The 19,676-nt window shown below is 69.5% G+C and carries 23 protein-coding genes; 9 read left to right on the top strand and 14 right to left on the bottom strand.

The window, feature by feature from the left end; genetic code table 11:
* Window positions 1-70 precede the first annotated feature (70 nt).
* The 3 genes from QO010_RS22220 to QO010_RS22210 are packed head-to-tail and all read right to left on the bottom strand — an operon-like array spanning window position 71 to window position 1,946.
* Entirely contained in the window at window positions 71-1,114 is a 1,044-nt protein-coding gene (locus QO010_RS22220; protein ID WP_307352796.1) for a quinone-dependent dihydroorotate dehydrogenase, read from the bottom strand.
* Complete coding sequence (locus tag QO010_RS22215) at window positions 1,111-1,446, bottom strand: DUF952 domain-containing protein (RefSeq protein ID WP_307352794.1); 336 nt, start codon at window positions 1,444-1,446, stop codon at window positions 1,111-1,113. Before QO010_RS22215 ends, QO010_RS22220 begins: the two co-directional genes overlap by 4 nt.
* Complete coding sequence (locus QO010_RS22210) at window positions 1,443-1,946, bottom strand: SixA phosphatase family protein (protein WP_307352793.1); 504 nt, start codon at window positions 1,944-1,946, stop codon at window positions 1,443-1,445. Before QO010_RS22210 ends, QO010_RS22215 begins: the two co-directional genes overlap by 4 nt.
* Before the next feature lie 134 nt (window positions 1,947-2,080).
* On the opposite strand from QO010_RS22210, the gene metX reads away from it, so the two are divergent.
* From metX to QO010_RS22195, 3 genes are read left to right on the top strand one after another with little or no spacing between them, the layout of a single operon-like run.
* The gene (gene metX / locus QO010_RS22205; RefSeq protein WP_307352844.1) at window positions 2,081-3,208 is read left to right on the top strand and encodes a homoserine O-acetyltransferase MetX; all 1,128 of its coding nucleotides are present in this window, start codon (window positions 2,081-2,083) and stop codon (window positions 3,206-3,208) included.
* Window positions 3,205-3,858 (top strand): methionine biosynthesis protein MetW, encoded by a 654-nt coding sequence (gene metW / locus QO010_RS22200; protein WP_307352791.1) that lies wholly within the window; start codon window positions 3,205-3,207, stop codon window positions 3,856-3,858. Before metX ends, metW begins: the two co-directional genes overlap by 4 nt.
* A complete protein-coding gene (locus QO010_RS22195) occupies window positions 3,855-4,604 on the top strand; it encodes an endonuclease/exonuclease/phosphatase family protein (protein WP_307352790.1) in 750 nt (249 codons plus the stop codon). The genes metW and QO010_RS22195 overlap by 4 nt, the downstream gene beginning before the upstream one ends.
* On the opposite strand, the gene QO010_RS22190 is transcribed toward QO010_RS22195, so the two are convergent.
* From QO010_RS22190 to QO010_RS22180, 3 genes are read right to left on the bottom strand one after another with little or no spacing between them, the layout of a single operon-like run.
* A complete protein-coding gene (locus tag QO010_RS22190) occupies window positions 4,522-6,102 on the bottom strand; it encodes a phospholipase D-like domain-containing protein (RefSeq protein ID WP_307352789.1) in 1,581 nt (526 codons plus the stop codon). The genes QO010_RS22195 and QO010_RS22190 overlap by 83 nt on opposite strands.
* Window positions 6,103-6,150: 48 nt before the next feature.
* Window positions 6,151-6,495 carry a P-II family nitrogen regulator gene (locus QO010_RS22185; protein ID WP_307352788.1) on the bottom strand — a complete coding sequence of 115 codons (345 nt, stop codon included), beginning with the start codon at window positions 6,493-6,495 and terminating at the stop codon, window positions 6,151-6,153.
* On the bottom strand, window positions 6,492-7,319 hold the full coding sequence (locus QO010_RS22180; RefSeq protein WP_307352787.1) for a class I SAM-dependent methyltransferase: 828 nt from the start codon (window positions 7,317-7,319) through the stop codon (window positions 6,492-6,494). Before QO010_RS22180 ends, QO010_RS22185 begins: the two co-directional genes overlap by 4 nt.
* Window positions 7,320-7,395: 76 nt before the next feature.
* Here QO010_RS22180 and gloB point away from each other — a divergent pair, with 76 nt between their 5' ends.
* On the top strand, window positions 7,396-8,157 hold the full coding sequence (gene gloB / locus QO010_RS22175) for a hydroxyacylglutathione hydrolase (RefSeq protein WP_307352786.1): 762 nt from the start codon (window positions 7,396-7,398) through the stop codon (window positions 8,155-8,157).
* Window positions 8,154-8,576, top strand: coding sequence for a cupin domain-containing protein (locus QO010_RS22170; RefSeq protein WP_307352784.1), 423 nt, complete (start codon window positions 8,154-8,156; stop codon window positions 8,574-8,576). The genes gloB and QO010_RS22170 overlap by 4 nt, the downstream gene beginning before the upstream one ends.
* Here the strand turns inward: QO010_RS22170 and QO010_RS22165 are convergent.
* From QO010_RS22165 to QO010_RS22155, 3 genes are all read right to left on the bottom strand, one after another.
* The gene (locus QO010_RS22165) at window positions 8,573-9,352 is read right to left on the bottom strand and encodes a DUF4908 domain-containing protein (RefSeq protein ID WP_307352782.1); all 780 of its coding nucleotides are present in this window, start codon (window positions 9,350-9,352) and stop codon (window positions 8,573-8,575) included. The genes QO010_RS22170 and QO010_RS22165 overlap by 4 nt on opposite strands.
* 133 nt (window positions 9,353-9,485) lie before the next feature.
* Complete coding sequence (locus QO010_RS22160; RefSeq protein ID WP_307352781.1) at window positions 9,486-10,211, bottom strand: beta-ketoacyl-ACP reductase; 726 nt, start codon at window positions 10,209-10,211, stop codon at window positions 9,486-9,488.
* 39 nt (window positions 10,212-10,250) lie between these two features.
* A complete protein-coding gene (locus QO010_RS22155; protein ID WP_307352780.1) occupies window positions 10,251-11,438 on the bottom strand; it encodes an acetyl-CoA C-acetyltransferase in 1,188 nt (395 codons plus the stop codon).
* 218 nt (window positions 11,439-11,656) lie between these two features.
* Between QO010_RS22155 and phaR the strand changes: the two genes are divergently transcribed.
* Both phaR and QO010_RS22145 read left to right on the top strand, forming a co-directional pair.
* Window positions 11,657-12,268: a polyhydroxyalkanoate synthesis repressor PhaR gene (gene phaR / locus QO010_RS22150; protein WP_307352779.1), complete on the top strand. Its 612-nt coding sequence runs from the start codon at window positions 11,657-11,659 to the stop codon at window positions 12,266-12,268.
* 41 nt (window positions 12,269-12,309) lie between these two features.
* Complete coding sequence (locus tag QO010_RS22145) at window positions 12,310-12,567, top strand: hypothetical protein (RefSeq protein WP_307352778.1); 258 nt, start codon at window positions 12,310-12,312, stop codon at window positions 12,565-12,567.
* Here the strand turns inward: QO010_RS22145 and QO010_RS22140 are convergent.
* The 3 genes from QO010_RS22140 to QO010_RS22130 all read right to left on the bottom strand — a co-directional run bounded on the left by QO010_RS22140 (window position 12,564) and on the right by QO010_RS22130 (window position 14,493).
* On the bottom strand, window positions 12,564-12,863 hold the full coding sequence (locus QO010_RS22140) for a helix-turn-helix domain-containing protein (protein ID WP_307352777.1): 300 nt from the start codon (window positions 12,861-12,863) through the stop codon (window positions 12,564-12,566). The two genes, QO010_RS22145 and QO010_RS22140, sit on opposite strands and share 4 nt — an antisense overlap.
* Window positions 12,864-12,984: 121 nt before the next feature.
* Window positions 12,985-13,425: a hypothetical protein gene (locus QO010_RS22135; protein ID WP_307352776.1), complete on the bottom strand. Its 441-nt coding sequence runs from the start codon at window positions 13,423-13,425 to the stop codon at window positions 12,985-12,987.
* 294 nt (window positions 13,426-13,719) lie between these two features.
* Window positions 13,720-14,493, bottom strand: coding sequence for a glycosyltransferase family 2 protein (locus tag QO010_RS22130; RefSeq protein ID WP_307352774.1), 774 nt, complete (start codon window positions 14,491-14,493; stop codon window positions 13,720-13,722).
* A 71-nt stretch (window positions 14,494-14,564) separates the two neighbouring features.
* Between QO010_RS22130 and QO010_RS22125 the strand changes: the two genes are divergently transcribed.
* Together QO010_RS22125 and QO010_RS22120 are read left to right on the top strand one after the other, a co-directional pair.
* Window positions 14,565-16,340: an ArnT family glycosyltransferase gene (locus tag QO010_RS22125; RefSeq protein ID WP_307352773.1), complete on the top strand. Its 1,776-nt coding sequence runs from the start codon at window positions 14,565-14,567 to the stop codon at window positions 16,338-16,340.
* The gene (locus tag QO010_RS22120) at window positions 16,337-17,245 is read left to right on the top strand and encodes a hydroxymethylglutaryl-CoA lyase (RefSeq protein WP_307352772.1); all 909 of its coding nucleotides are present in this window, start codon (window positions 16,337-16,339) and stop codon (window positions 17,243-17,245) included. The genes QO010_RS22125 and QO010_RS22120 overlap by 4 nt, the downstream gene beginning before the upstream one ends.
* Window positions 17,246-17,496: 251 nt before the next feature.
* Here the strand turns inward: QO010_RS22120 and thrS are convergent, their stop codons facing one another.
* Together thrS and yidD are read right to left on the bottom strand one after the other, a co-directional pair.
* Window positions 17,497-19,416: a threonine--tRNA ligase gene (gene thrS / locus QO010_RS22115; RefSeq protein WP_307352771.1), complete on the bottom strand. Its 1,920-nt coding sequence runs from the start codon at window positions 19,414-19,416 to the stop codon at window positions 17,497-17,499.
* On the bottom strand, window positions 19,413-19,652 hold the full coding sequence (gene yidD, locus QO010_RS22110; RefSeq protein ID WP_307352770.1) for a membrane protein insertion efficiency factor YidD: 240 nt from the start codon (window positions 19,650-19,652) through the stop codon (window positions 19,413-19,415). Before yidD ends, thrS begins: the two co-directional genes overlap by 4 nt.
* Between the last annotated feature and the right edge of the window lie 24 nt (window positions 19,653-19,676).

Here is a 19,676-nt window from a genome sequence, read left to right as displayed (position 1 = left end):
GGGTTACTTCACACCGGCGCGCTGAGCAACGCGAGGGCCGTTCGCGTGGCAGGGGAATTTGAGAGGCGCCTCACTGAGCGCCAACGGCCTGGCCGAGAGTGGCAAAGCCATCAGCCCTCAAAAGCGCGGCCAGATCGCGGCGGATTCGCACAGGCAGGCTGGGGCCCTCATAGACCATGGCCGAATAGAGCTGCACGGCCCGGGCCCCGGCGCGAATCTTGGCATAGGCGTCGGCCCCGCTGGCCACCCCGCCGGCGGCGATCAGAGCCAGGCCCTGGCTGTTGGCCTCATGGAAGCGGGCCAGCATCTGGGTCGACAGGGTCATCAGCGGCGGGCCGGACAGGCCGCCGGCCTCATCCTTCAACGGCGATTTCAGCGAGTCGGGCCGCGAGAGGGTGGTGTTGGAGACGATGATTCCCTGCAGGCCATGGGCGGCGGCGACCTCCAGGATGGTCGCCGGTTCATCGTCGGCCAGGTCGGGGGCCACCTTCAGGAAGACCGGGGCGTGGCCGGCCAGCGACCGCCGGGCTTCGGCGAGCCGGCCCAGCAGGTCCTGCAGCGCCTCGCGGGTCTGCAGCGCCCGCAGGCCCGGCGTGTTGGGCGAGGAGATGTTGACGGTGAACCAGTCGGCCAGGCCCCACAGCCGGGTCAGACCCGCCACATAGTCGCCGACCCGGTCGGTCGAATCCTTGTTGGCCCCGATATTGGCCCCGACCAGCCCCCGCCGTTTCCGTCGCGCCAGCCGCTGGGCGAAGGGGCCCAGGCCGCGATTGTTGAAGCCCATGCGGTTGATCACCGCCCGGTCCTCGGAGAGCCGGAACAGCCGGGGCTTGGGATTGCCGCCCTGGCGCAGCGGGGTGACCGTGCCGCATTCCACGAACCCGAAGCCGGCGGCCAGCATGGCGTCCGGGACCTCGGCGTTCTTGTCGAAGCCGGCGGCGAGGCCAATGGGGTTGGTCAGGGTCAGGCCGCCGACCTCGATGGTCAGGATGGGGTCTTCGGGGTCCTTGGCGCGGGGGCCGAGGCCCAGCTTCAGGCCGGTGATGGTGAGGCCATGGGCGGTCTCGGCGTCGAAGGCGTGGAGGCCGCGGGCGAGGGTATCGTGGAGGGTCACAGCCCCAGCACCGGCACACCTTCGGCGTCCAGCTCCAGCACCCGCGCGTCGACCACCGCCGACGCCGGCAGCGGCGCATACAGGTGCGGGAAGAGATCCCCACCGCGCGAAGGCTCCCATTTCAGCGCCTCGCCCAGCCCCTCGGTGCGGACGGCCAGCAGCATGAGGTCCGCCTGGCCAGCGAAATAGCGCCGCGCCGTCTCCTGCGCCTGGCCGGCGGTCGAGAAGTGGATGAACCCGTCGGCGTGGTCGACCGCCGAACCCTCGAACACCCCTGCAGCCTTGGCGGCCCGCCACTCCGCGGCCGGGAGAATCTTGTAGATCAGGCTCATTCCCCGCCCCCGCCGCCATGGTCCTTGGCCAGGAACAGGCCGTCATAGCTGGGCCGGCCGGCCGCATCGAAGGTGAAGGCCGCGACGCTGGCGGTCGGGAAACCCGATTCGGCCCGGCCGATCAGGGCCTGGCCACAGCCGCCCTCGCGCAGCAGGGCGACCATCAGGCTGTGCAGGCCGGGATTGTGGCCCACGGCCATCACCGTGTCGGCCCCGGAGGCCTCGGCCACGGCGAAGATGGTGGCGGCCGGGGCGTGATAGAGGGCGTCCAGCACCTCGGCCCGCGCCTTGGGGAAGGCCGGGGCGGCGGCTTCCCAGGTCTGGCGGGTGCGTAAGGCCGGCGAGACCAGGGCCAGGTCCGGAATCAGGTCTTCCTTGACCAGCAGCGCCGCCATCAGCGCCGCGTCGGAACGGCCCCGCTCGGTGAGGGCCCGGGCGGCGTCGCCGCCAGGCGCGGACCGTTCGGCCTTGCCGTGTCGCATGAGGATGAGGCGCTGCATGGGCCGGTCTCTTACCCGCCCCGGCCCCGCGCCGAAAGCGGATGTTGGCGCCGTGCAGTTTGCGGGGGGCGGTTGACAGGGCGCCGCCCGGACGGTCCTAAGGCGCCATGGCCGAGGATGGCGCGCACATAGCGATGGTCGAGGACAGCGGGACCTGGCGGTTCCCCGCTTCCGCGCCGCTGCGTCTGGACTCCGGCGGTGAGATTGCGGGACTGGAGATCGCCTGGCGCAGCTTCGGGACGCTGAACGCCGACCGCTCCAACGCCGTCCTGATCTGCCACGCCCTGACCCTGGACCAGCATGTGGCCGGAACCCATCCGGTCAGCGGCAAGCCCGGCTGGTGGAGCCTGCTGGTCGGTCCGGGCAAGCCGCTGGATCCGGATCGGCATTTCATCCTCTGCGCCAATGTCATCGGCGGCTGCATGGGCTCGACCGGTCCCGCCTCGATCAACCCGGCCACCGGCCAGCCCTACGGCCTCAGCTTCCCGGTGATCACCATCGCCGACATGGTGCGGGCCCAGGCCATGCTGGTCGAGGCCATGGGCATCGAAACCCTGTTCGCCGTCGTCGGCGGCTCGATGGGCGGCATGCAGGTGCTGCAATGGGCGGCCGACTATCCCGAGCGGCTGTTCGCGGCGGTCTGCGTCGCCTCGGCGGCCCGGCACTCGGCCCAGAACATCGCCTTCCACGAGGTCGGCCGCCAGGCGATCATGGCCGACCCCGACTGGCGCGGCGGCGACTATGTCAGGGCCGGGGTGCGGCCCGACAAGGGCCTGGCCGTGGCGCGGATGGCCGCCCACATCACCTACCTCTCCGAAGGCGCCCTGCAGCGCAAGTTCGGCCGCGAACTGCGGCGCGACGGGCTCAGCTGGGGTTTCGACGCCGACTTCCAGGTCGAGAGCTACCTGCGCTACCAGGGCGCCAGTTTCGTCGACCGCTTCGACGCTAACAGCTACCTCTACATCACCCGGGCCATGGACTATTTCGACATGGCCGCCCCGCATGGCGGGGTGCTGGCCGAGGCCTTCCGCAAGGCGCGGGACGTGCGCTTCTGCGTGCTGTCCTTCACCTCCGACTGGCTGTATCCGACCCCGGAGAGCCGCGACATCGTCCGGGCGCTGAATGCGGCCGGAGCGCGGGCCAGCTTCATGGAAATCGAGAGCGACAAGGGCCATGACGCCTTCCTGCTCGACGAGCCGGTGATGCTGTCGGCCCTGCGCGGGTTCTTCGAAGCCGCCGCCGCCGCGCGGGGCCTGAAATGAGAGAGGACTTCCGCGAGATCCTGCGGCTGGTCCGCCCCAGCGCCCGCGTGCTCGACATCGGTTGCGGCGAGGGCGAGCTCCTCGAACTTCTGGCCCGCGAGAAACAGGCCGACGGGCGCGGCATCGAGATCAGCGCCCAGGGCGTCTCCGCCTGCCTGGCGCGCGGCCTGGCGGTGGCCCAGGGCGACGCCGACCGCGACCTGGAACAGTTCCCGGCCAAGGCCTTCGACTATGCGGTGCTGAGCCAGACCCTGCAGGCCACCCACCGGCCGAAGGCGGTGCTGGAGGCCATGCTGCGGCTGGCCGAGCGGGCCATCGTCTCCTTCCCCAATTTCGGCCACTGGCGGGTGCGCTGGTCGCTGCTGTCGCGCGGCCGGATGCCGGAGACCCGGGCCCTGCCCGACCCCTGGTGGGCGACGGCCAACATCCACCTCTGCAGCCTGGCCGACTTCACCGCCCTCTGCGACGAGCTGGGCCTGCGGATCGAGGCCTGCGCGGCCCTGTCGGCCGACCGCCCGGCCCGGCAGATCGACCCGCGCAAGGCCATCGAGAACTGGCGGGCCGAGCAGGCGCTGTTTCTGCTCTCGCGGCGGCCCGGCCCTGATTTCGTGGAACCCACGGACGGCCCGCGCGATCTCTTCAGTCGATGAAGCTCCGCCTGATGACCTACAACGTCCACCGCTGCGTGGGCGTGGACCGAAGGCTGGATGTCGAACGGGTGGCCGAGGTCATCGCCGACATGAAGCCCGACGTCGTGGCCCTGCAGGAGCTGGACGTCGGCCGCCGCCGCACCGGCGGGGTCGACCAGGCCCACCGGCTGGCCGAGCTGCTGAACATGCGCTGGCACTTCAACGCCGCCCTCAGCGTCGAGAACGAACGCTATGGCGACGCCATCCTCACCGCCATCCCCGAGCGGCTGGTCAAGGCCGGCGCCCTGCCCGGCTATCACCGGCTCAAGGGGCTGGAACCGCGCGGGGCGCTGTGGGTGGAACTGGACCTGGGCGAAGGCCGTCAGCTGCAGGTGATCAACACCCATCTGGGCCTGGTGCCGCGCGAGCAGCAGATCCAGGCCGCCGCCCTGATCGGCGAGAAATGGCTGGCCAGCGAGGACTTCACCCCGCCGGCCGTGCTGCTGGGCGATTTCAACGCCACGCCGTTCTCGGCCACCTACCGGCTGCTGTGCAGCGTGCTGCGCGACGCCCAGGCCGACTTCGGTCTGGCGGGTGGGGGCCGGCCCCCGACCGCCACCTTCCCCTCGGGCTTTCCGCTGCTGCGCATCGACCACGTCTTCCTGGCCGGCGAGATCAGGGTGGTCAGCGTCGAGTCGCCCTTCGACGCGAAGGCGCGGGCCGCCTCGGACCACCTGCCTTTGGTGGTCGAACTGGATCTGGCCTAGCGGCGACCTCGGCCAGGGCCTTCTCGACCCGGCGGTTGCGGATCCAGGGCCGCCAGGCGTCGTCCGTGGCCAGAGGATCGCCCAGCCGCCAGCGGACGATGAACTTCTGGATTTTGGTCAGCGGCTTGACCTCGAACGGCGGCAGACAGCGGCACGGCCCGTCGTCCAGCCCATTGATCGCCGTCGCCAGCCCGCCCAGCGCATCCTCGGCGTCGGAGACCTCGCCCGGATGGCGGTGCATGTAGTGGCCGACCAGCCGGTCGCGGAAGGCGCGGATCACCGCCCGGGTCTCCATGCCCTTGGGCCCCTGGATCGCCTCCAGCGCCAGGTCGCATTCGCTGTCCAGGCCCAGCGAGCGGTTGTTGAGGTTGGCCGAGCCGATCCTCAGGAAGTCGTCGTCGATGATCGCCACCTTGGAATGGATGATGACCAGCTGGTCCTGCGGCGTGCGCGGGGTGAAGGCCGAGAAGCGGCCATAGCGGTCGGCCTTCTTCAGCTGGCCGATCGCCCAGGTGCGGGCGCTGTCCATGGTCATCTGGTCGAAATAGCTGGGGCTGTGCATCGGATGCACGGTGACCACCTCGGGTCCGTCCAGCTCACCCAGCCGCCGCTTGAGCGCCGCCACGATGACCGGCGAGGTCAGGTACTGGTTTTCCAGGTAGATCAGGTTGCGCGCCTTGGCGATGGCCGCCAGGTGCAGTTCCAGGCATTCGCGGACGCCCGGATTGTCTTTCCAGCGCGGGTCGGTGCGGGCCAGGGCGACGGGGTGCTGGCGCAGGTCCGGGGCCAGGTCGGGCGGCCAGGGGATGTGGTCGTCCTCGGTCATGTCCGGGGGGTCCGGCGGCGTCTCGCCGGTGGCCCGCTTCCAGCGCAGGGCGAACTGCTCAGCCAGCATCTGGGCGGCCGGGCCGTCGACCACCATCGAGACCTCATGGCGGGGCGGATAGCTGCGACCGTCCGGCCGGCGGCGGCGCGGGTCGCGGTCGGTGTGGTCGACGGTGTCCCAGCGGTCGACTCCCAGGTCGCCGCCGCTCAGGAAAGCCACCCGGCCGTCGATGACCAGGATCTTCTGATGGTGGCAGGCGCTGCCCGGCAGGGTGTTGTCCAGCCGGAACTTGACCCGCGAGCCGGCGAAATAGCTGACGCCCCGCTGCGGGGCCCGCAGCTGCGAGGCGGCGATGGGCAGGGGCATGTCCCAGGTCAGCACCCGCACGTCCAGGGCCGGGTTGAGGGTCGCCAGCCGCAGCAGCAACAGGCCCAGCCGGTCGGCGTGCTCGGGATCGGAACTGCGCACCGGCTGGTCGGGGGTCAGGCGGGTCAGCGGATCGAACACCCAGGCCAGCAGCCAGATGGAATGCTTCGCCTGCAGAATCGCGGCCTTGGCGGCGGCGAAATAGTCGGCGCAGTCGATCAGCATCGCCACGCGGTCGGCCATGGCCAGCCGCCAGCAGTTGTCGCCTTCGCGCAGGATAGGTCGATCGTCAGCCACGAACGGCATGAACGCCCGATCTCGAAAAAGGTCCCGGGTCAAAAAAGTCCTGGGACTTTAGCCTGCGATGGCGGCCGCGTCGCGCTCGCCGGTGCGGATGCGCAGGGCCTGTTCCAGGTCGAGCACGAAGACCTTGCCGTCGCCGATCTTGCCGGTGTTGGCGGTGCGGGTGATGGCCTCGATCACCGCCGGGGCGACGTCGTCGGGAACGCCGATCTCCAGCTTGACCTTGGGCAGCAGCTTCACCTCGTATTCGGCCCCGCGATAGACCTCGGTCTTGCCCTTCTGGCGGCCGTAGCCGCGCACCTCGGTGACCGTCAGGCCCGAGGCCCCGGCCTCGGTCACCGCCTCGAGCACGGCGTCCAGACGGCTGGGCTTGATGATGGCGACGATCATCTTCATCGGTCGAATCCCCAAGGTTGGTGAGGCCATGTGGCACGTGGGACCGTCTCAAAGCTAGGCGCCGCCTCACGGTTGTCAAAGCCTTCCGCCGTCATTCCGGCCCCGACCGGCGCGGGCGCCAAACTTCCGGGCGCGAAGACCCGCGCCCTTGCCCGCTGGCCGCGCGGCTTGACGGCGAAGGTCTGCTTGACCGCCTCCATCAGGATCAGCCCGGCGAAGTTGGGCCACAGCCAGGCCCCGACCTGCTCGAACCCCTCCGCCCAGCCCGCGCACCAGGCGAAGGGCGGCGCATAGAGGGCGCGGGTCCAGCCGGAGGGTTCCAACTCGGCTTCGCGCAGCAGCGATTCCAGCTGGCGGCGGGTGAAGGGCCGGCCGTGGCCGAAGGGGGTGTGCTCGGCGTTCGACCACAGGCCGTTGCGGGCGGCGACGGCGACGATCACCCGGCCCGACGGCGCCAGCACCCGGCAGACCTCGCGCAGCAGCTCGGCCGGATCGTCGCTCTCCTCCAGGGCGTGGACGCACAGCACCCGGTCGAACAGGGCGTTGGGCAGGGGCAGGGCAAGCTCGTCGGCCAGGCAGGCCAGGTTGCGGTCCTCGCCGCCCGGCCAGACCTCGACCCCCTGCCCGGCCGGCATCACGGCCACGGTCCGGCGGGCGCGTTCCCGAAGTGGCTCCAGCCAGGGGGTGGGATAGCCCAGGCCCAGCACGTCCAGGCCGCGCACATCGCCCCAGGCCTCCGAGACCTTGCGGCCCAGCATCTCGCGCGCCGCCCGGCCGAGCGGCGAGGCGTAGAAGGCGCGAAGTTCCAGAACGTCCCGGCGCATCAGGGCTCCCGTAAGCGGCAGTCATCAATGTAAGGTGCGGGAGGGCCGCCCGTCACTGCATTCGCCAGGAAATCCCATGCCCCTCACCGTCCACCAGTTCCCGTGCCTCTCCGACAACTACGGTTTCCTCGTCCGCGACGAAGCCTCGGGCCAGACCGCCTGTATCGACACCCCGGACGCGGCGGCCATCCTTCGCGAACTGGAAAAGCTGGGCTGGGGCCTGACCCTGATCCTCAACACCCACTGGCACCCCGACCACGCCGGCGGCAACGCGGCCGTCAAGGCGGCGACCGGCTGCACGGTGATCGGGCCCCAGGAGGTCGAGCGCATCGGCCCGCCGGACCGCGTCGTCGCCGACGGCGACACGGTCGAACTGGGCGAAACGACCTTCAAGGTCATCGATACCGGGGGCCACACACTGGGCCACATCACCTATTACGACGCCGCCGACGACATCGCCTTCGTCGGCGACACCCTGTTCGCGCTCGGCTGCGGTCGCCTCTTCGAAGGCACCGCGCAACAGATGTGGACCAGCCTGCAGAAGCTGGCGTCTCTCCCCGACGCCACCACCGTCTACTGCGCCCACGAATACACCGCGTCCAACGCCAGATTCGCCCTGTCGGTCGATGACTCGGCGGCGCTGAAGGCTCGGGCCGAGGCGGTCTTCGCCGCCCGCGAAAAGAACCAGCCGACCGTCCCCACCAGCATCGGCCTGGAAAAGGCCACCAACCCCTTCCTCCGCGCGCCGGTCCTGGCCGCGAACGTCGGGGCGGCCGGCAAGCCGGACTACGAAGCCTTCGGCGCGGTGCGGGCGGCCAAGGACAGCTTCCGCGGATGACGGCGGCGGAGGTCATCGCCGCGCTGGGCCTGATCCCCCATCCGGAAGGCGGCTGGTACGGCGAAACCTGGCGGGATCCCGCCACGGCGGACGAGCGCCCGGCGGTCAGCGCCATCTACTACCTGCTGGAGGCCGGCCAGGTCAGCGCCTGGCACCGCATCGATGCGGCCGAGGTCTGGCTCTACCACTCGGGCGCCCCGCTGCGCCTGAGCCTGGCGGCGACCGACCACGATGCGCCGCAGACACACCGCCTGGGCCCCGACCTGACCGCGGGCGAGCGACCGCAGGTGGTGGTCCCCACCGGCTGGTGGCAGAGCGCGGTCAGCGGCGGCGACTGGACGCTGGTCTCCTGCGTCGTGGCGCCGGCCTTCAGTTTCGACAGCTTCGAGATGGCGGAACCGGGCTGGTCGCCGGGCTAGCGGCTGCTCGCCACGTAAGCCACCCGCTCCGAAGACGGCCGGCTCGCCAGCCCCATCCCCGGCGCCACGATGATCACCAGCACGCCGTTGCGGATCTCGCTGACCGGCTTGGGGCCCTCGGTGATGTAGACCTTGGTGATCCGGGCCAGGGCCTGGGGGCCGCCCGGGCGCTCGGCCATGCGGATCAGGCTGGTGGCCACCACCATCACCGCGTCGCCGACCATGGCGGTGCCCAGCGGGGTCTCGACGTCGGCCTCGAAGGCGATCTGGCGGTGCAGGGCGGTGCTGACCTTGGAGCTGGCCACGGCCAGGCGCTGGAACAGCTGCTTGGGGCCCAGCAGGGGCAGCTTGATGGCGCCGGCCGCGCCGGTCATGGCGGCGGCCTCGCCCTCGCGGTGCTGGGGGGTGAACAGGATCAGCCCGCCGACCTTGGTGTCGCGCAGCACCACCCGGCCGGTGTCGTTCTTGTAGAGGGTGTCGCCCCGCGGCCCGGCCTCGGCCCGCAGCACCCAGATTTCCGAACTGTCCTCGAAGCGCAGCAGCGGCCGGGGCGCGGCGCGGTCGAAGGTGAAGCCGATGCCGCTTTCGGAGACGTAGCGGGCGATGGGCGGGGCGGAGGCCCGGCGGGTGGTGTCGGGCTTGTCGGGAAACAGGAAGTCGCGCAGGGGCGAGATCGCCTCGGCGGCCTTCTGGCGCGGAGACGTCTTCGTTTGCGCGATTGCCGGGCTGCCCGTCATCGCCGCCAGAATAAGCAGGGCGACGGCCGGGAGCCGCATGTGCGTACCTGCCATTCGAACGGGCATGCGGGTGGAGTAGGGCGATTCTTGGACGGTTCGCGGGCGGCCAAAAGCCAGCCCGCGAGTGCGGCCTTGAAGCAACACCGTCCTGGAAGCCCCGTTCAGCGCGCCCTCAGGCCGCCATATACTGCCCGCCGTTGAGCGTCAGGGTCGAGCCGGTGACGAAGCCGGCCCGCTCGCCCGACAGGAAGGAGACCATGTCGGCGATCTCCTCGCCCTTGCCCAGGCGGCCCACCGGAATGCCGGCAATGATGCCGGCCAGCACGTTCTCGGGCACCGCCGAGACCATGTCGGTGTCGATGTAGCCGGGGCAGATGCAGTTGACCGTCACGCCCTTCTTGGCGTTCTCCAGCGCCAGGGCCTTGGTGAAGCCGATCATACCGGCCTTGGCGGCGGAATAGTTGGTCTGGCCGACCTGGCCCTTCTGGCCGTTGATCGAGGAGATGTTGACGATCCGGCCCCAGCCCTTGTCGCGCATGCCCTCGATGACCTGGCGGGTCATGTTGAAGACGCTGTCCATGTTGACGCGAATGACCTCGCCCCACTGCTCCTGGGTCATCTTATGGAAGAAGCCGTCGCGGGTGATGCCGGCGTTGTTGATCAGGACGTCGATGGGGCCGAGTTCCGCCTCGACCTCCTTGGCGGCGCGGACGCAGTCGTCCCAGACGCCGACATTGCCCTTGACCACCATGATGCCGAGCTCATCGGCCGTGGCCTTGGCGGCCTCGTCATTGCCGCTGTAGCCGGCCGCCACCTTCATGCCGTCGGCCTTGAGCCGCTCGCAGATGGCCTTGCCGATCCCGCGCGTGCCGCCGGTGACGAATGCAACCCTGGTCATTTCCTCGAGCCCTTTTTGAGGTGTTCTGTTGGGTCGACCCTAGAGCGCCTCGACGCACATGGCCACGCCCATCCCGCCGCCAACACAAAGGGTTGCGGCGCCCTTCTTGGCCCCCGACCGCTTCATCTCGTGCAGCAGGGTGGTCAGGATGCGCGCGCCCGACGCGCCGATCGGATGGCCGATGGCGATGGCGCCGCCGTTGACGTTGGTCTTGGCCGGGTCGAGGCCCAGCTCGCGGACCACCGACAGCGACTGGGCGGCGAAGGCCTCGTTGCTCTCGACCAGGTCCAGGTCGCTGACCTTCCAGCCGGCCTTTTCCAGGGCCTTCTTCATGGCCGGGATCGGGCCGGTGCCCATGATTTCCGGCTCCACGCCCGCCTGGGCCCAGGAGGCGATGCGGGCCAGGGGGGTCAGGCCGCGCTTCCTGGCCTCGTCGGCGCTCATCAGCACCAGGGCGGCGGCCCCGTCATTGAGGCCCGAGGCGTTGGCGGCGGTGACCGAGCCTTCCTTGTTGAAGGCCGGGCGCAGGCCCGAGACGCTGTCGAGCGTGGCGCCATGGCGGATGTATTCGTCCTTGTCGACGATGGTGTCGCCCTTGCGGCCCTTGATGGTCACCGGCGCGATCTCGGCGTCGAACTTGCCGGCCTTCTGGGCGGCCTCGGCGCGGTTCTGGCTGGTGACGGCGAACTGGTCCTGGTCGGCCCGGGTGATCTGCCAGCGGGCGGCGATGTTCTCGGCGGTCTGGCCCATGTGATAGCCGTGGAAGGCGTCGATCAGCCCGTCCTTGGTCATGGTGTCGACCAGGCCCAGATCGCCCATTTTCGTGCCGTTGCGCAGGTGGGCGGCGTGGGGCGACTGGCTCATGCTTTCCTGGCCGCCGGCCACGACGATGCTGGAATCGCCCTCGCTGATCTGCTGGGCCGCCAGGGCCACGGCGCGCAGGCCCGAGCCGCACAGCTGGTTGAGGCTCCAGGCCGGGCTCTCCACCGGAATGCCGGCGTTGACGGCGGCCTGGCGGGCCGGACCCTGCCCCATGCCGGCCTGCAGCACCTGGCCCATGATCACCTCGTCGACGTCGCCCGCCTTGATCCCGGCCCGCTCGACGGCGGCCATGATGGCGATCTTGCCCAGTTCGTGGGCCGGAAGGCTGGAGAGGGCGCCGTTGAACGACCCGACGGGGGTGCGGGCGGCGGAAACGATGACGACGTCGCTCTTGGGGTCGCTCATGGTGAGGCTCCGGCTGTCTTGCTGCGGCGCCGGTTGAATCCGGGGGCCGTCCTGATTGTTGTGCGCGCGCACCATGCCTAAAGGCGCGCCGTTCGTCACGGAGAGACTTTGAAGTGGTTGGCTTTTTCGTCACAACCACTAAGGCTGGCGTAACGCCTTCGCTTTCGCGATACTGCGGCGCAAGATAAGCGGCTTGCCCGCCCGATTCCGGGGATGAAATGACCGAGAACACCGACGCCGGCGAGACCGGGGACCGCGTGGTCATCAAGAAATACGCCAACCGGCGTCTCTACAACACCGCCTCCAGCAGCTACGTGACGCTCGAACACCTGTCCGACATGGTCAAGGGCGGGGTCGATTTCGTGGTCTATGACGCCAAGACCGGTGAGAACATCACCCGCTCGGTGCTGACCCAGATCATCTTCGAGGAAGAGAACCGGACCGGGGCCCAGAACCTGCTGCCCATCCAGTTCCTGCGCCAGCTGATCAGCTTCTACGGCGACCAGATGCAGACCTTCCTGCCCAGCTATCTGGAAATGAGCCTGGCCAGTTTCGCCAAGCAGCAGGAGCGCATGCGCTCGCAGCTGGGCGTCCTGACTCCGCCCGGGATCGGCGCCTATGACGAGACCATTCGCCAGAACATGGTGCTGTTCGAGCGGGCGATGAAGATGTTCACCCCCTTCGCCTTCCGCGGCGACGAGGGCGAGGCCGCCGCCAAGCCGGAAGCGGCGCCGGCTCAGGCTCCGGCCAGCAACGACTCGCTGGACGAGCTGAAAAAGCAGGTCGAGGCCATGCGGGCCCAGATCGACAAGCTGGCCAACAAGAGCTGATCGCCACCCGTTCTTAACCCGTATTGGGCATCATCGGGTTCATGAGCGACGACCGCCGCCTGCCCGTCCCGACCGAGCCGCCGCAGCCCCGCAAGGAGCACCCCTACGGCAGTGCGGCCGGCCGCCGCCGCGACTCCACCTTCGACGCCCAGCTGCTGGGCCAGCCCGGCCAGAAACGCGGCCTGCGCGGCGGCCCCGAGGTGCTGGACCACGCCCGGGCGGCCTATCTGGAAACCGAATACTCCGGCCCCGACGACCGCCGGCCGCCCAAGGGGCTGCTGCGGAAGAAGGAAATCTAGCGCTTCAGCCGCGCCAGTTCCGCCTCCAACGCCGCCACCCGCGCCTCCAGCGCCGCCAGCCGGTCCACGGCCGGGACGGGCGTCGACACCCCCGCATGGTGGGCAATTTCGCCCGGGGTGACGCCCAACAGCTCGGCGAAGGCCGTCACTTCGGCGGCCGACAGCTCCCGCTGGTCCTTGAAGACAAGGGCCAGGTCCGCCTCGCCCATGCCGGCCACCGCCGCCAGCACGGTGCGCGAAAGCCCGCGCTCGGCGAGGCGGGCGTCGAACCAGGCGGCGTCGAAGAAGAGGGCCATGTCCCGAACTGGCGCCAGTCTTGCTTTACGAGAGGTGAATCCTAGCCTGGAGGCCTGTCTTGGCCCTTATCGTTCGCATCCTGGACGTCACCGTCGTCGCCCTGATCTTTACGATCCTCACCTAGTGGTCGAGGCCGCCCACGCCGCTGGCCAGGTCGATATCGCGGCGGGCGGCGACGATGGTGACGATGAAGCCGGCCAGAACGTCGAGCAGCACCATCAGCGTCATCAGGAAGAAGGTCGAGGTCGCGAAGGCCGGGGCCAGCAGGAACTCGATCAGGCAGATGATGAACAGGCCCATCGACAGCGAGTGATTGATGATGGCCACCCGCCGGCTGGTGGTGGATTTCAACAGCTCGATGAACAGCACCACCAGTGAGCCGGCCAGCAACAGGTCCGACAGGGTGACCGGCCAGGACGCGCCCGAGGTCATGCCGATATTGAACAGCGGCTGGGTGAACCGGTCCGCGGCCATGCCCGACTTGAAACCGCCGCTGAGGGTCAGGGCGATCAGGTTGTAGATCAGCACCGGCAGAGCCAGCAGCGGAAACGCGGCGAACATCAGGCGACCTCCCCCATCCGGATGGTCCGGAAGCGTAAGGGTTAACGCCTTTTTTCGGCAGGGCAAAGCGCGGGTGGTTCAACAGGCGAGTTTGGAAAGCTCACCCGTCTCGATTTCCCAGTTCCTCGCCCCTTGGGCGAGGTGGCGGCGAAGCCGACGGAGTGGGCCGTGAAACACACGGGGGGTCCGGATTGAGCTTTGTCGGCGTGGACGTGCCTGAAACTCCGTGTGCTCCCAAGAGCCCACTCCACCACTTCGTGGTCCCCCTCGCCCAACGGGCGAGGAACGCTGTTTTCAAACCTCGTCCACGCCCTCGGGATTCCGCGCCCGGGACTGCAACCACATCACCCCCAGCAGGTCGGACACCGACGCCTTCAGCCGGCCCCAGTTGGTGTATTTCGACACCCCCGTCTCGCGGTGGCGGTGGTTGACCGGCTCGAAGGCGGTCTTGAAGCCCTCGCGGACCACCAGGGCCGGCAGGTAGCGGTGGATGTGGTCGAAATAGGGGAGCCGCAGGAAGACCTCGCGGCGGAAGGCCTTCAGCCCGCAGCCGGTGTCGTTGCACTCGTCCTTCAAGAGGCGCTTGCGCACCCCGTTGCCGAACCGCGAGCCCAGGCGCTTGGCGGCGCTGTCCTGGCGCTTGACGCGCTCGCCGCCGATCAGGGCCATCTCCGGCGGACTGGCCTTGAGCCGTTCGGCCAGGCGCGGGGCGTCGGCCGGGTCGTTCTGGCCGTCGCCGTCCAGGGTGACGATGATGTCGCCGCGCGCGCCCATGACGCCGGTGCGCACCGCCCGGCTCTGGCCGCTGTTCTTACGGTGGGCCAGCACGCGCAGCTGCGGAATCTCGGCCTTCAGCGCCACCAGCCGGGCGCGGGTGTCGTCGCGGCTGGCGTCGTCGACGAAGACCATCTCGTAACTTTGGCCTTTGAACGCGGCGGCGATCTCGCGGGCCAGGACCGGCGCGGCCTCGCCCTCGTCGAACACCGGGACGACGACGGAGTAGTCGGGCTTGTCGGAAGCCGGCTTCCTGGAAGCAGCGGCGGGGGTTTTCTTCGGTGCGGAGGCCATGGCCCCTCATAGCGCAATTGCGCGCTTCGGGAACGGGTTGGCGGGACGGGGTTCATGCTACACAGGCGCACATGACGCTCGAATCCCGTCTCGACGCCTGGAGCCAGGGCTGGCGCGGCCCGTTGATCGCCGCGGTGGTCGCCTTCCTGGCCGGCCTGCCCGGCGCCTTCACCATGCCGCCGATGGACCGCGACGAATCGCGCTTCGTCCAGGCCACCTCGCAGATGTTCGAGACCGGCGACTTCGTCGACATCCGCCTGCAGGACCGGCCGCGCGACAAGAAGCCGGTGGGCATCCACTGGCTGCAGGCGGTCAGCGTGGCGGCCTTCTCCAGCGTCGAGAACCGCGACATCTGGCCCTACCGCATTCCCTCGCTGCTGGGCGCGGCCCTGGCGGCGGCGGCCTGCGCCTGGGGGGCGGCCGGCTTCATGCGCTCGCGATTCGCCCTGCTGGCCGGGGCGATGCTGGGCTCCAGCCTGCTGCTGTCGACCGAAGCCCTGACCGCCAAGACCGACGCGGTGCTGGCCGGGGCCGTCACCCTGGCCCTGGCGGCCATGGCCAGGCTCTACCTGTCGACCCGGGGCGGACCGCCGGTCGGCTGGCGGACCAAGACCCTCTTCTGGGTCGGCATAGCGCTGGGGACGCTGGTCAAGGGACCCGTCGGGCCGCTTGTGGCCCTGTTGACGGGACTGGCCCTGTGGGTCTCGGCGATGGGCGGCTACCTGTGGGCCCATCGCCCCGCCAAGCTCCGCGCACCGACCGGACAGGAGTTCGGTGAATTCACCGCCGCGGTCGGCTCGGAAATGGCCTTCCTGCGGCAGCTGGGCTGGCGCTGGGGCCTGCTGTTCGTATTGCTGGTCTGCGGGCCCTGGGCCTGGGCGATCACCGTCAGCACCGACGGCGGCTTCTGGGGCAGCGCCATCACCGGCGACCTGGCCCCCAAGCTGGCCGGCGGCCACGAGCGGCACGGCGGCCTGTTCGGCTACCACACGCTGATCGCCGGCATCCTGCTGTTCCCCGCCACCCTGCTGCTGCCCGCCGGCCTGGTCACCGCCTGGCAGAAACGGGTCGAGCCTGGCCTGCGCTTCGCCCTCTGCTGGCTGATCCCGACCTGGCTGATGTTCGAGCTGCTGCCGACCAAGCTCTTCCACTACACCCTGCCCGCCCACGGGGCCCTGGCCTGGATGATGGCCGCCGCCCTGCGCGAGGCCTTGGGAACAAAGGTGCGGTGGGCCGGGGCCGGGCTGGCGGTGTTCATGGGCAGCATCCTGGCCATCGCCGCCGTCTATCTGATGAGCCAGTTCGGCGACCCGACCGACACGCCCTGGACGGCCGTCACCGCCGGCCTCTTCGTGCTGACCGCCCTGATCGGCGCCTATCTGCTGCTCAACCGCGCGGCGGTCACCGCCATCGTGGTGGCCGGCGCCCTGGGCGTGCTGGCCCACACCGCCCTCTTCAGCGGCCTGGCTCCGCGCCTGGAGCCGCTATGGGTGTCGCGCGGCATCGTGCGGACCCTGGACCAGAACGGCCTCAACCCGCGCGGCGGCATCGTGCCGGGGCCGGTGGAAATCGCCGGCTTCAACGAGCCCAGCCTGGTCTTCGCCCTGGGCACCGCCACGGGCCTGGGCAACGGCCCCGACGCCGCCGAGGCCATCTCCGAGGGTCGGCCCGCCGTGGTCGATCGCAAGCAGATGCCAAGCTTCCTGGCCGCCATGGCGCAGCGGGGCCTGACCCCGCGTCCGGTTGGGACCTTCACCGGCAAGGACTACACCAACAACCACACCATGGTGCTGACCTTCTACCGTGGCGAACCGGTCGCTCCAGCCCCATCTAGAGTCTCGCCATGAGCCGTTTCATCGAAATCGTCGAGGTCGGCGCCCGCGACGGGCTGCAGAACGAGAAGGCCATTCTCGAGGTCGCCGAAAAGGTCGAGCTGATCACGCGTCTCGAAGCCGCCGGCGCGCGCCGCCAGGAGGTGGTCAGCTTCGTCAACGCCAAGCGGGTGCCGCAGATGGCCGGGGCCGAGGAAATCATGGCCGCCCTGCCCGCCGACCCGACGCGTTCGCGCATCGGCCTGGTGCTGAACGAGCGCGGCTGGGACCGCTGCGTCGCCGCCAATTGCGATGAAGCCAACGTCGTGGTCTGCGCCACCGACAGTTTCGGCATCCGCAACCAGGGCGCCTCGGCCGCCGAGCAGGTCACCGCCGCCGCCGCCATCGCCGCCCGCCAGAAGGCCGAGGGCGGCCCGCCGATCAGCATCACCATCTCCGTCGCCTTCGGCTGCCCCTTCGAGGGCGAGGTTCCCGAAGAACGCGTCGTCGACATCGCCCGCGCCGTCGCCGGCATGGGCGTCGCCGAACTGGCCCTGGCCGACACCATCGGCGCGGCCGATCCCTGGCTGGTCCGCCGCCGCATCGAGGCCGTCCGCAAGGTCGCGCCCGACATCAAGCTGCGCCTGCATTTCCACGACACCCGCAACACGGGCCTGGCCAACGCCTTCGCCGGCGTCGAGGCCGGGGTCGACGTCCTGGACGCCTCGGTCGGCGGCCTGGGCGGCTGCCCCTTCGCTCCGGCGGCGACCGGCAATATCGGCACCGAGGACCTGGTCTACATGCTGGAGCGGGCCGGGTTCGAGACGGGGTATGACCTGGGCAGGCTCATCGAGACGGCGAAGTGGGCCGGCGAGCGGATCGGCAAGGCGCCGGCGTCTTCGTTGACCCGGGCTGGCGTGTTTCCGCCGGCCGCAGCCTAGCTACACAAATCCTCCCCCGGAGGGGGAGGGGGACCGCCCGAAGGGTGGTGGAGGGGGTTGCCGCCGCCAACCACGCCTGAAGGCAAACACTCAGCCGATCCCGCCGCGCCCCTTCCTGACAGCCTGAGGCAGCGTAAACCCCCTCCACCATGCTCCGCATGGTCCCCCTCCCCCTCCGGGGGAGGATTTAAAAAAAGGCGAGGCCCGTGCACGGACCTCGCCTCCTCATTCCATCTCCCGGTGGAGGGTAGCTACTTCAAATCCGGCGGCGTCCCCTCGGCAGACAGCAGCTTCACCGCCTCCTCCAGGGTGACGATCGTCTGGTCCTGCGAACCCAGGCGGCGGATGGCGACCTTGCCCTCCTCCGCTTCGTTGCGGCCGACCACGGCGATGACCGGGACCTTGGCCAGGCTGTGCTCGCGGATCTTGTAGCCGACCTTCTCGTTGCGCAGGTCCGTCTCGACCCGAAGACCGGCCGCCTTGAAGGCCGCGCGGGCCTTTTCGGCGTAGTCGTCGGCGTCGGAGGTGATCGTGGCGACCGCCACCTGGACCGGGGCGAGCCACAGCGGGAAGGCCCCGCCGTAGTTCTCGATCAGGATCCCCAGGAACCGCTCGAACGTCCCCAGGATGGCCCGGTGCAGCATGACCGGCTCCTGCTTGGAGCCGTCCTCGGCGACATATTCGGCGCCCAGCCGGCCGGGCGTCTCATAGTCGAGCTGCAGCGTGCCGCACTGCCAGGTGCGGCCGATGGCGTCCTTCAGGTGGAACTCCAGCTTGGGACCATAGAAGGCGCCCTCGCCCGGCAGGTGTTCGACCTCGACCCCGGCGGCCTTGGCGGCCCGCTCAAGCTTGGATTCGGCGATGTCCCACTGCTCGTCCGTGCCCAGGCGCAGTTCCGGCCGCAGGGCCAGCTTCACGCTGTGCAGCTCCACGCCCAGGTCGGCGTAGATCGAATGCAGCAGCTTGACGAACCGCGTCGTCTCGTCCTCGATCTGGTCCTCGCGGCAGAAGATGTGGCCATCGTCCTGCGTGAAGGCCCGCACCCGCAGGATGCCGTGCAGCCCGCCCGAGGGCTCATAGCGGTGGCAGGAGCCGAACTCGGCCATGCGCAGCGGCAGGTCGCGATAGGACTTCTGGCCGACATTGAAGATCTGGATGTGACCGGGGCAGTTCATCGGCTTGACGGCCAGCGTCTCGCCCTCGTCCGTCTCGCAGGTGAACATGGCGTGGCCGAACTTGGCCCAGTGGCCCGAGCGCTCCCACAGCGAGCGGTCGAGGATCTGCGGCGTCTTGACCTCGTTGTAGCCGCCCTCCTCCGTCCGCCGGCGCATATAGGCCTCCAGCGTGCGGTAGAGCGTCCAGCCCTTGGGATGCCAGAAGATCATCCCCTTGCCCTCTTCCTGCAGGTGGAAGAGGTCCATGGCCCGGCCCACCTTGCGGTGGTCGCGCTTCTCGGCCTCCTCGACCCGCTTGAGATAGGCGGCGAGGTCTTCCTCCGTCGCCCAGGCCGTGCCGTAGATGCGCTGCAGCTGGGCGTTGTTCTGGTCGCCGCGCCAGTAGGCGCCCGCCAGCTTGGTCAGCTTGAAGGCCTTACCGACATGCTTCGTCGAGGGCAGGTGCGGGCCCCGGCAGAGATCCTTCCACTTGCCCTGGCGGTAGATGGTCACCGTCTCGCCGGCCGGGATGCCCTCGATGATCTGCGCCTTGTAGCCCTCGCCCATCGCCTGGAAGTCGGCGATGGCGGCGTCGCGGTCGACCTCCTCGCGGATGATCTTCTCATCGCGGTCGACGATCTCGCGCATGCGCTTTTCGATTGATCCGAAGTCGTCCGTGGAGAAGGGCTCGTTGCGGGCGAAGTCGTAATAGAAGCCGTCCTCGACGTTCGGGCCGATGGTCACCTGCGTGCCGGGGAACAGCTCCTGCACCGCCTCGGCCAGGACGTGGGCCGTGTCGTGGCGGATGGTGTCGAGGGCCTGCGGGTCCGTGCGGTCGACGAACTCGACCTTGCCGCCGTGCGGCAGCGGGCGGTCGAAGTCGTAGAGCTTGCCGTCCAGGCGGACCAGCAGCGTGCGTTTCTCGAGCGACTTGGAGATCGCCGAGGCGACGTCGCGCCCCGAGGATCCCGGCGGATATTGACGGACCGAGCCGTCAGGGAAAATCAGATCGATCATGGTTCCAGCGACTTTCGGGGCGGCACCGGGTCATAGCCCGAGCCGCCCATGGGATGACAGCGGCACAGTCGCCTGACGCCCAGCCAGGCGCCTGCGGCGGGACCGTGCGTGATCAGGGCCTCGGCCATGTATTCCGAACAGGTCGGAAGAAAACGGCATTGGCGCCCGATCCACGGGGACAGGGTCAGCTTGTAGCCCCGGAGGGCCGCACGGACACTGCGTTCATAGAGGGACATGCCGACGCATTCTGGGTGAACGAA

This window comes from Caulobacter ginsengisoli, from assembly GCF_030814835.1.
Taxonomy (GTDB): domain Bacteria; phylum Pseudomonadota; class Alphaproteobacteria; order Caulobacterales; family Caulobacteraceae; genus Caulobacter; species Caulobacter ginsengisoli.
This window is presented reverse-complemented; position numbering and strand designations above follow the sequence as displayed.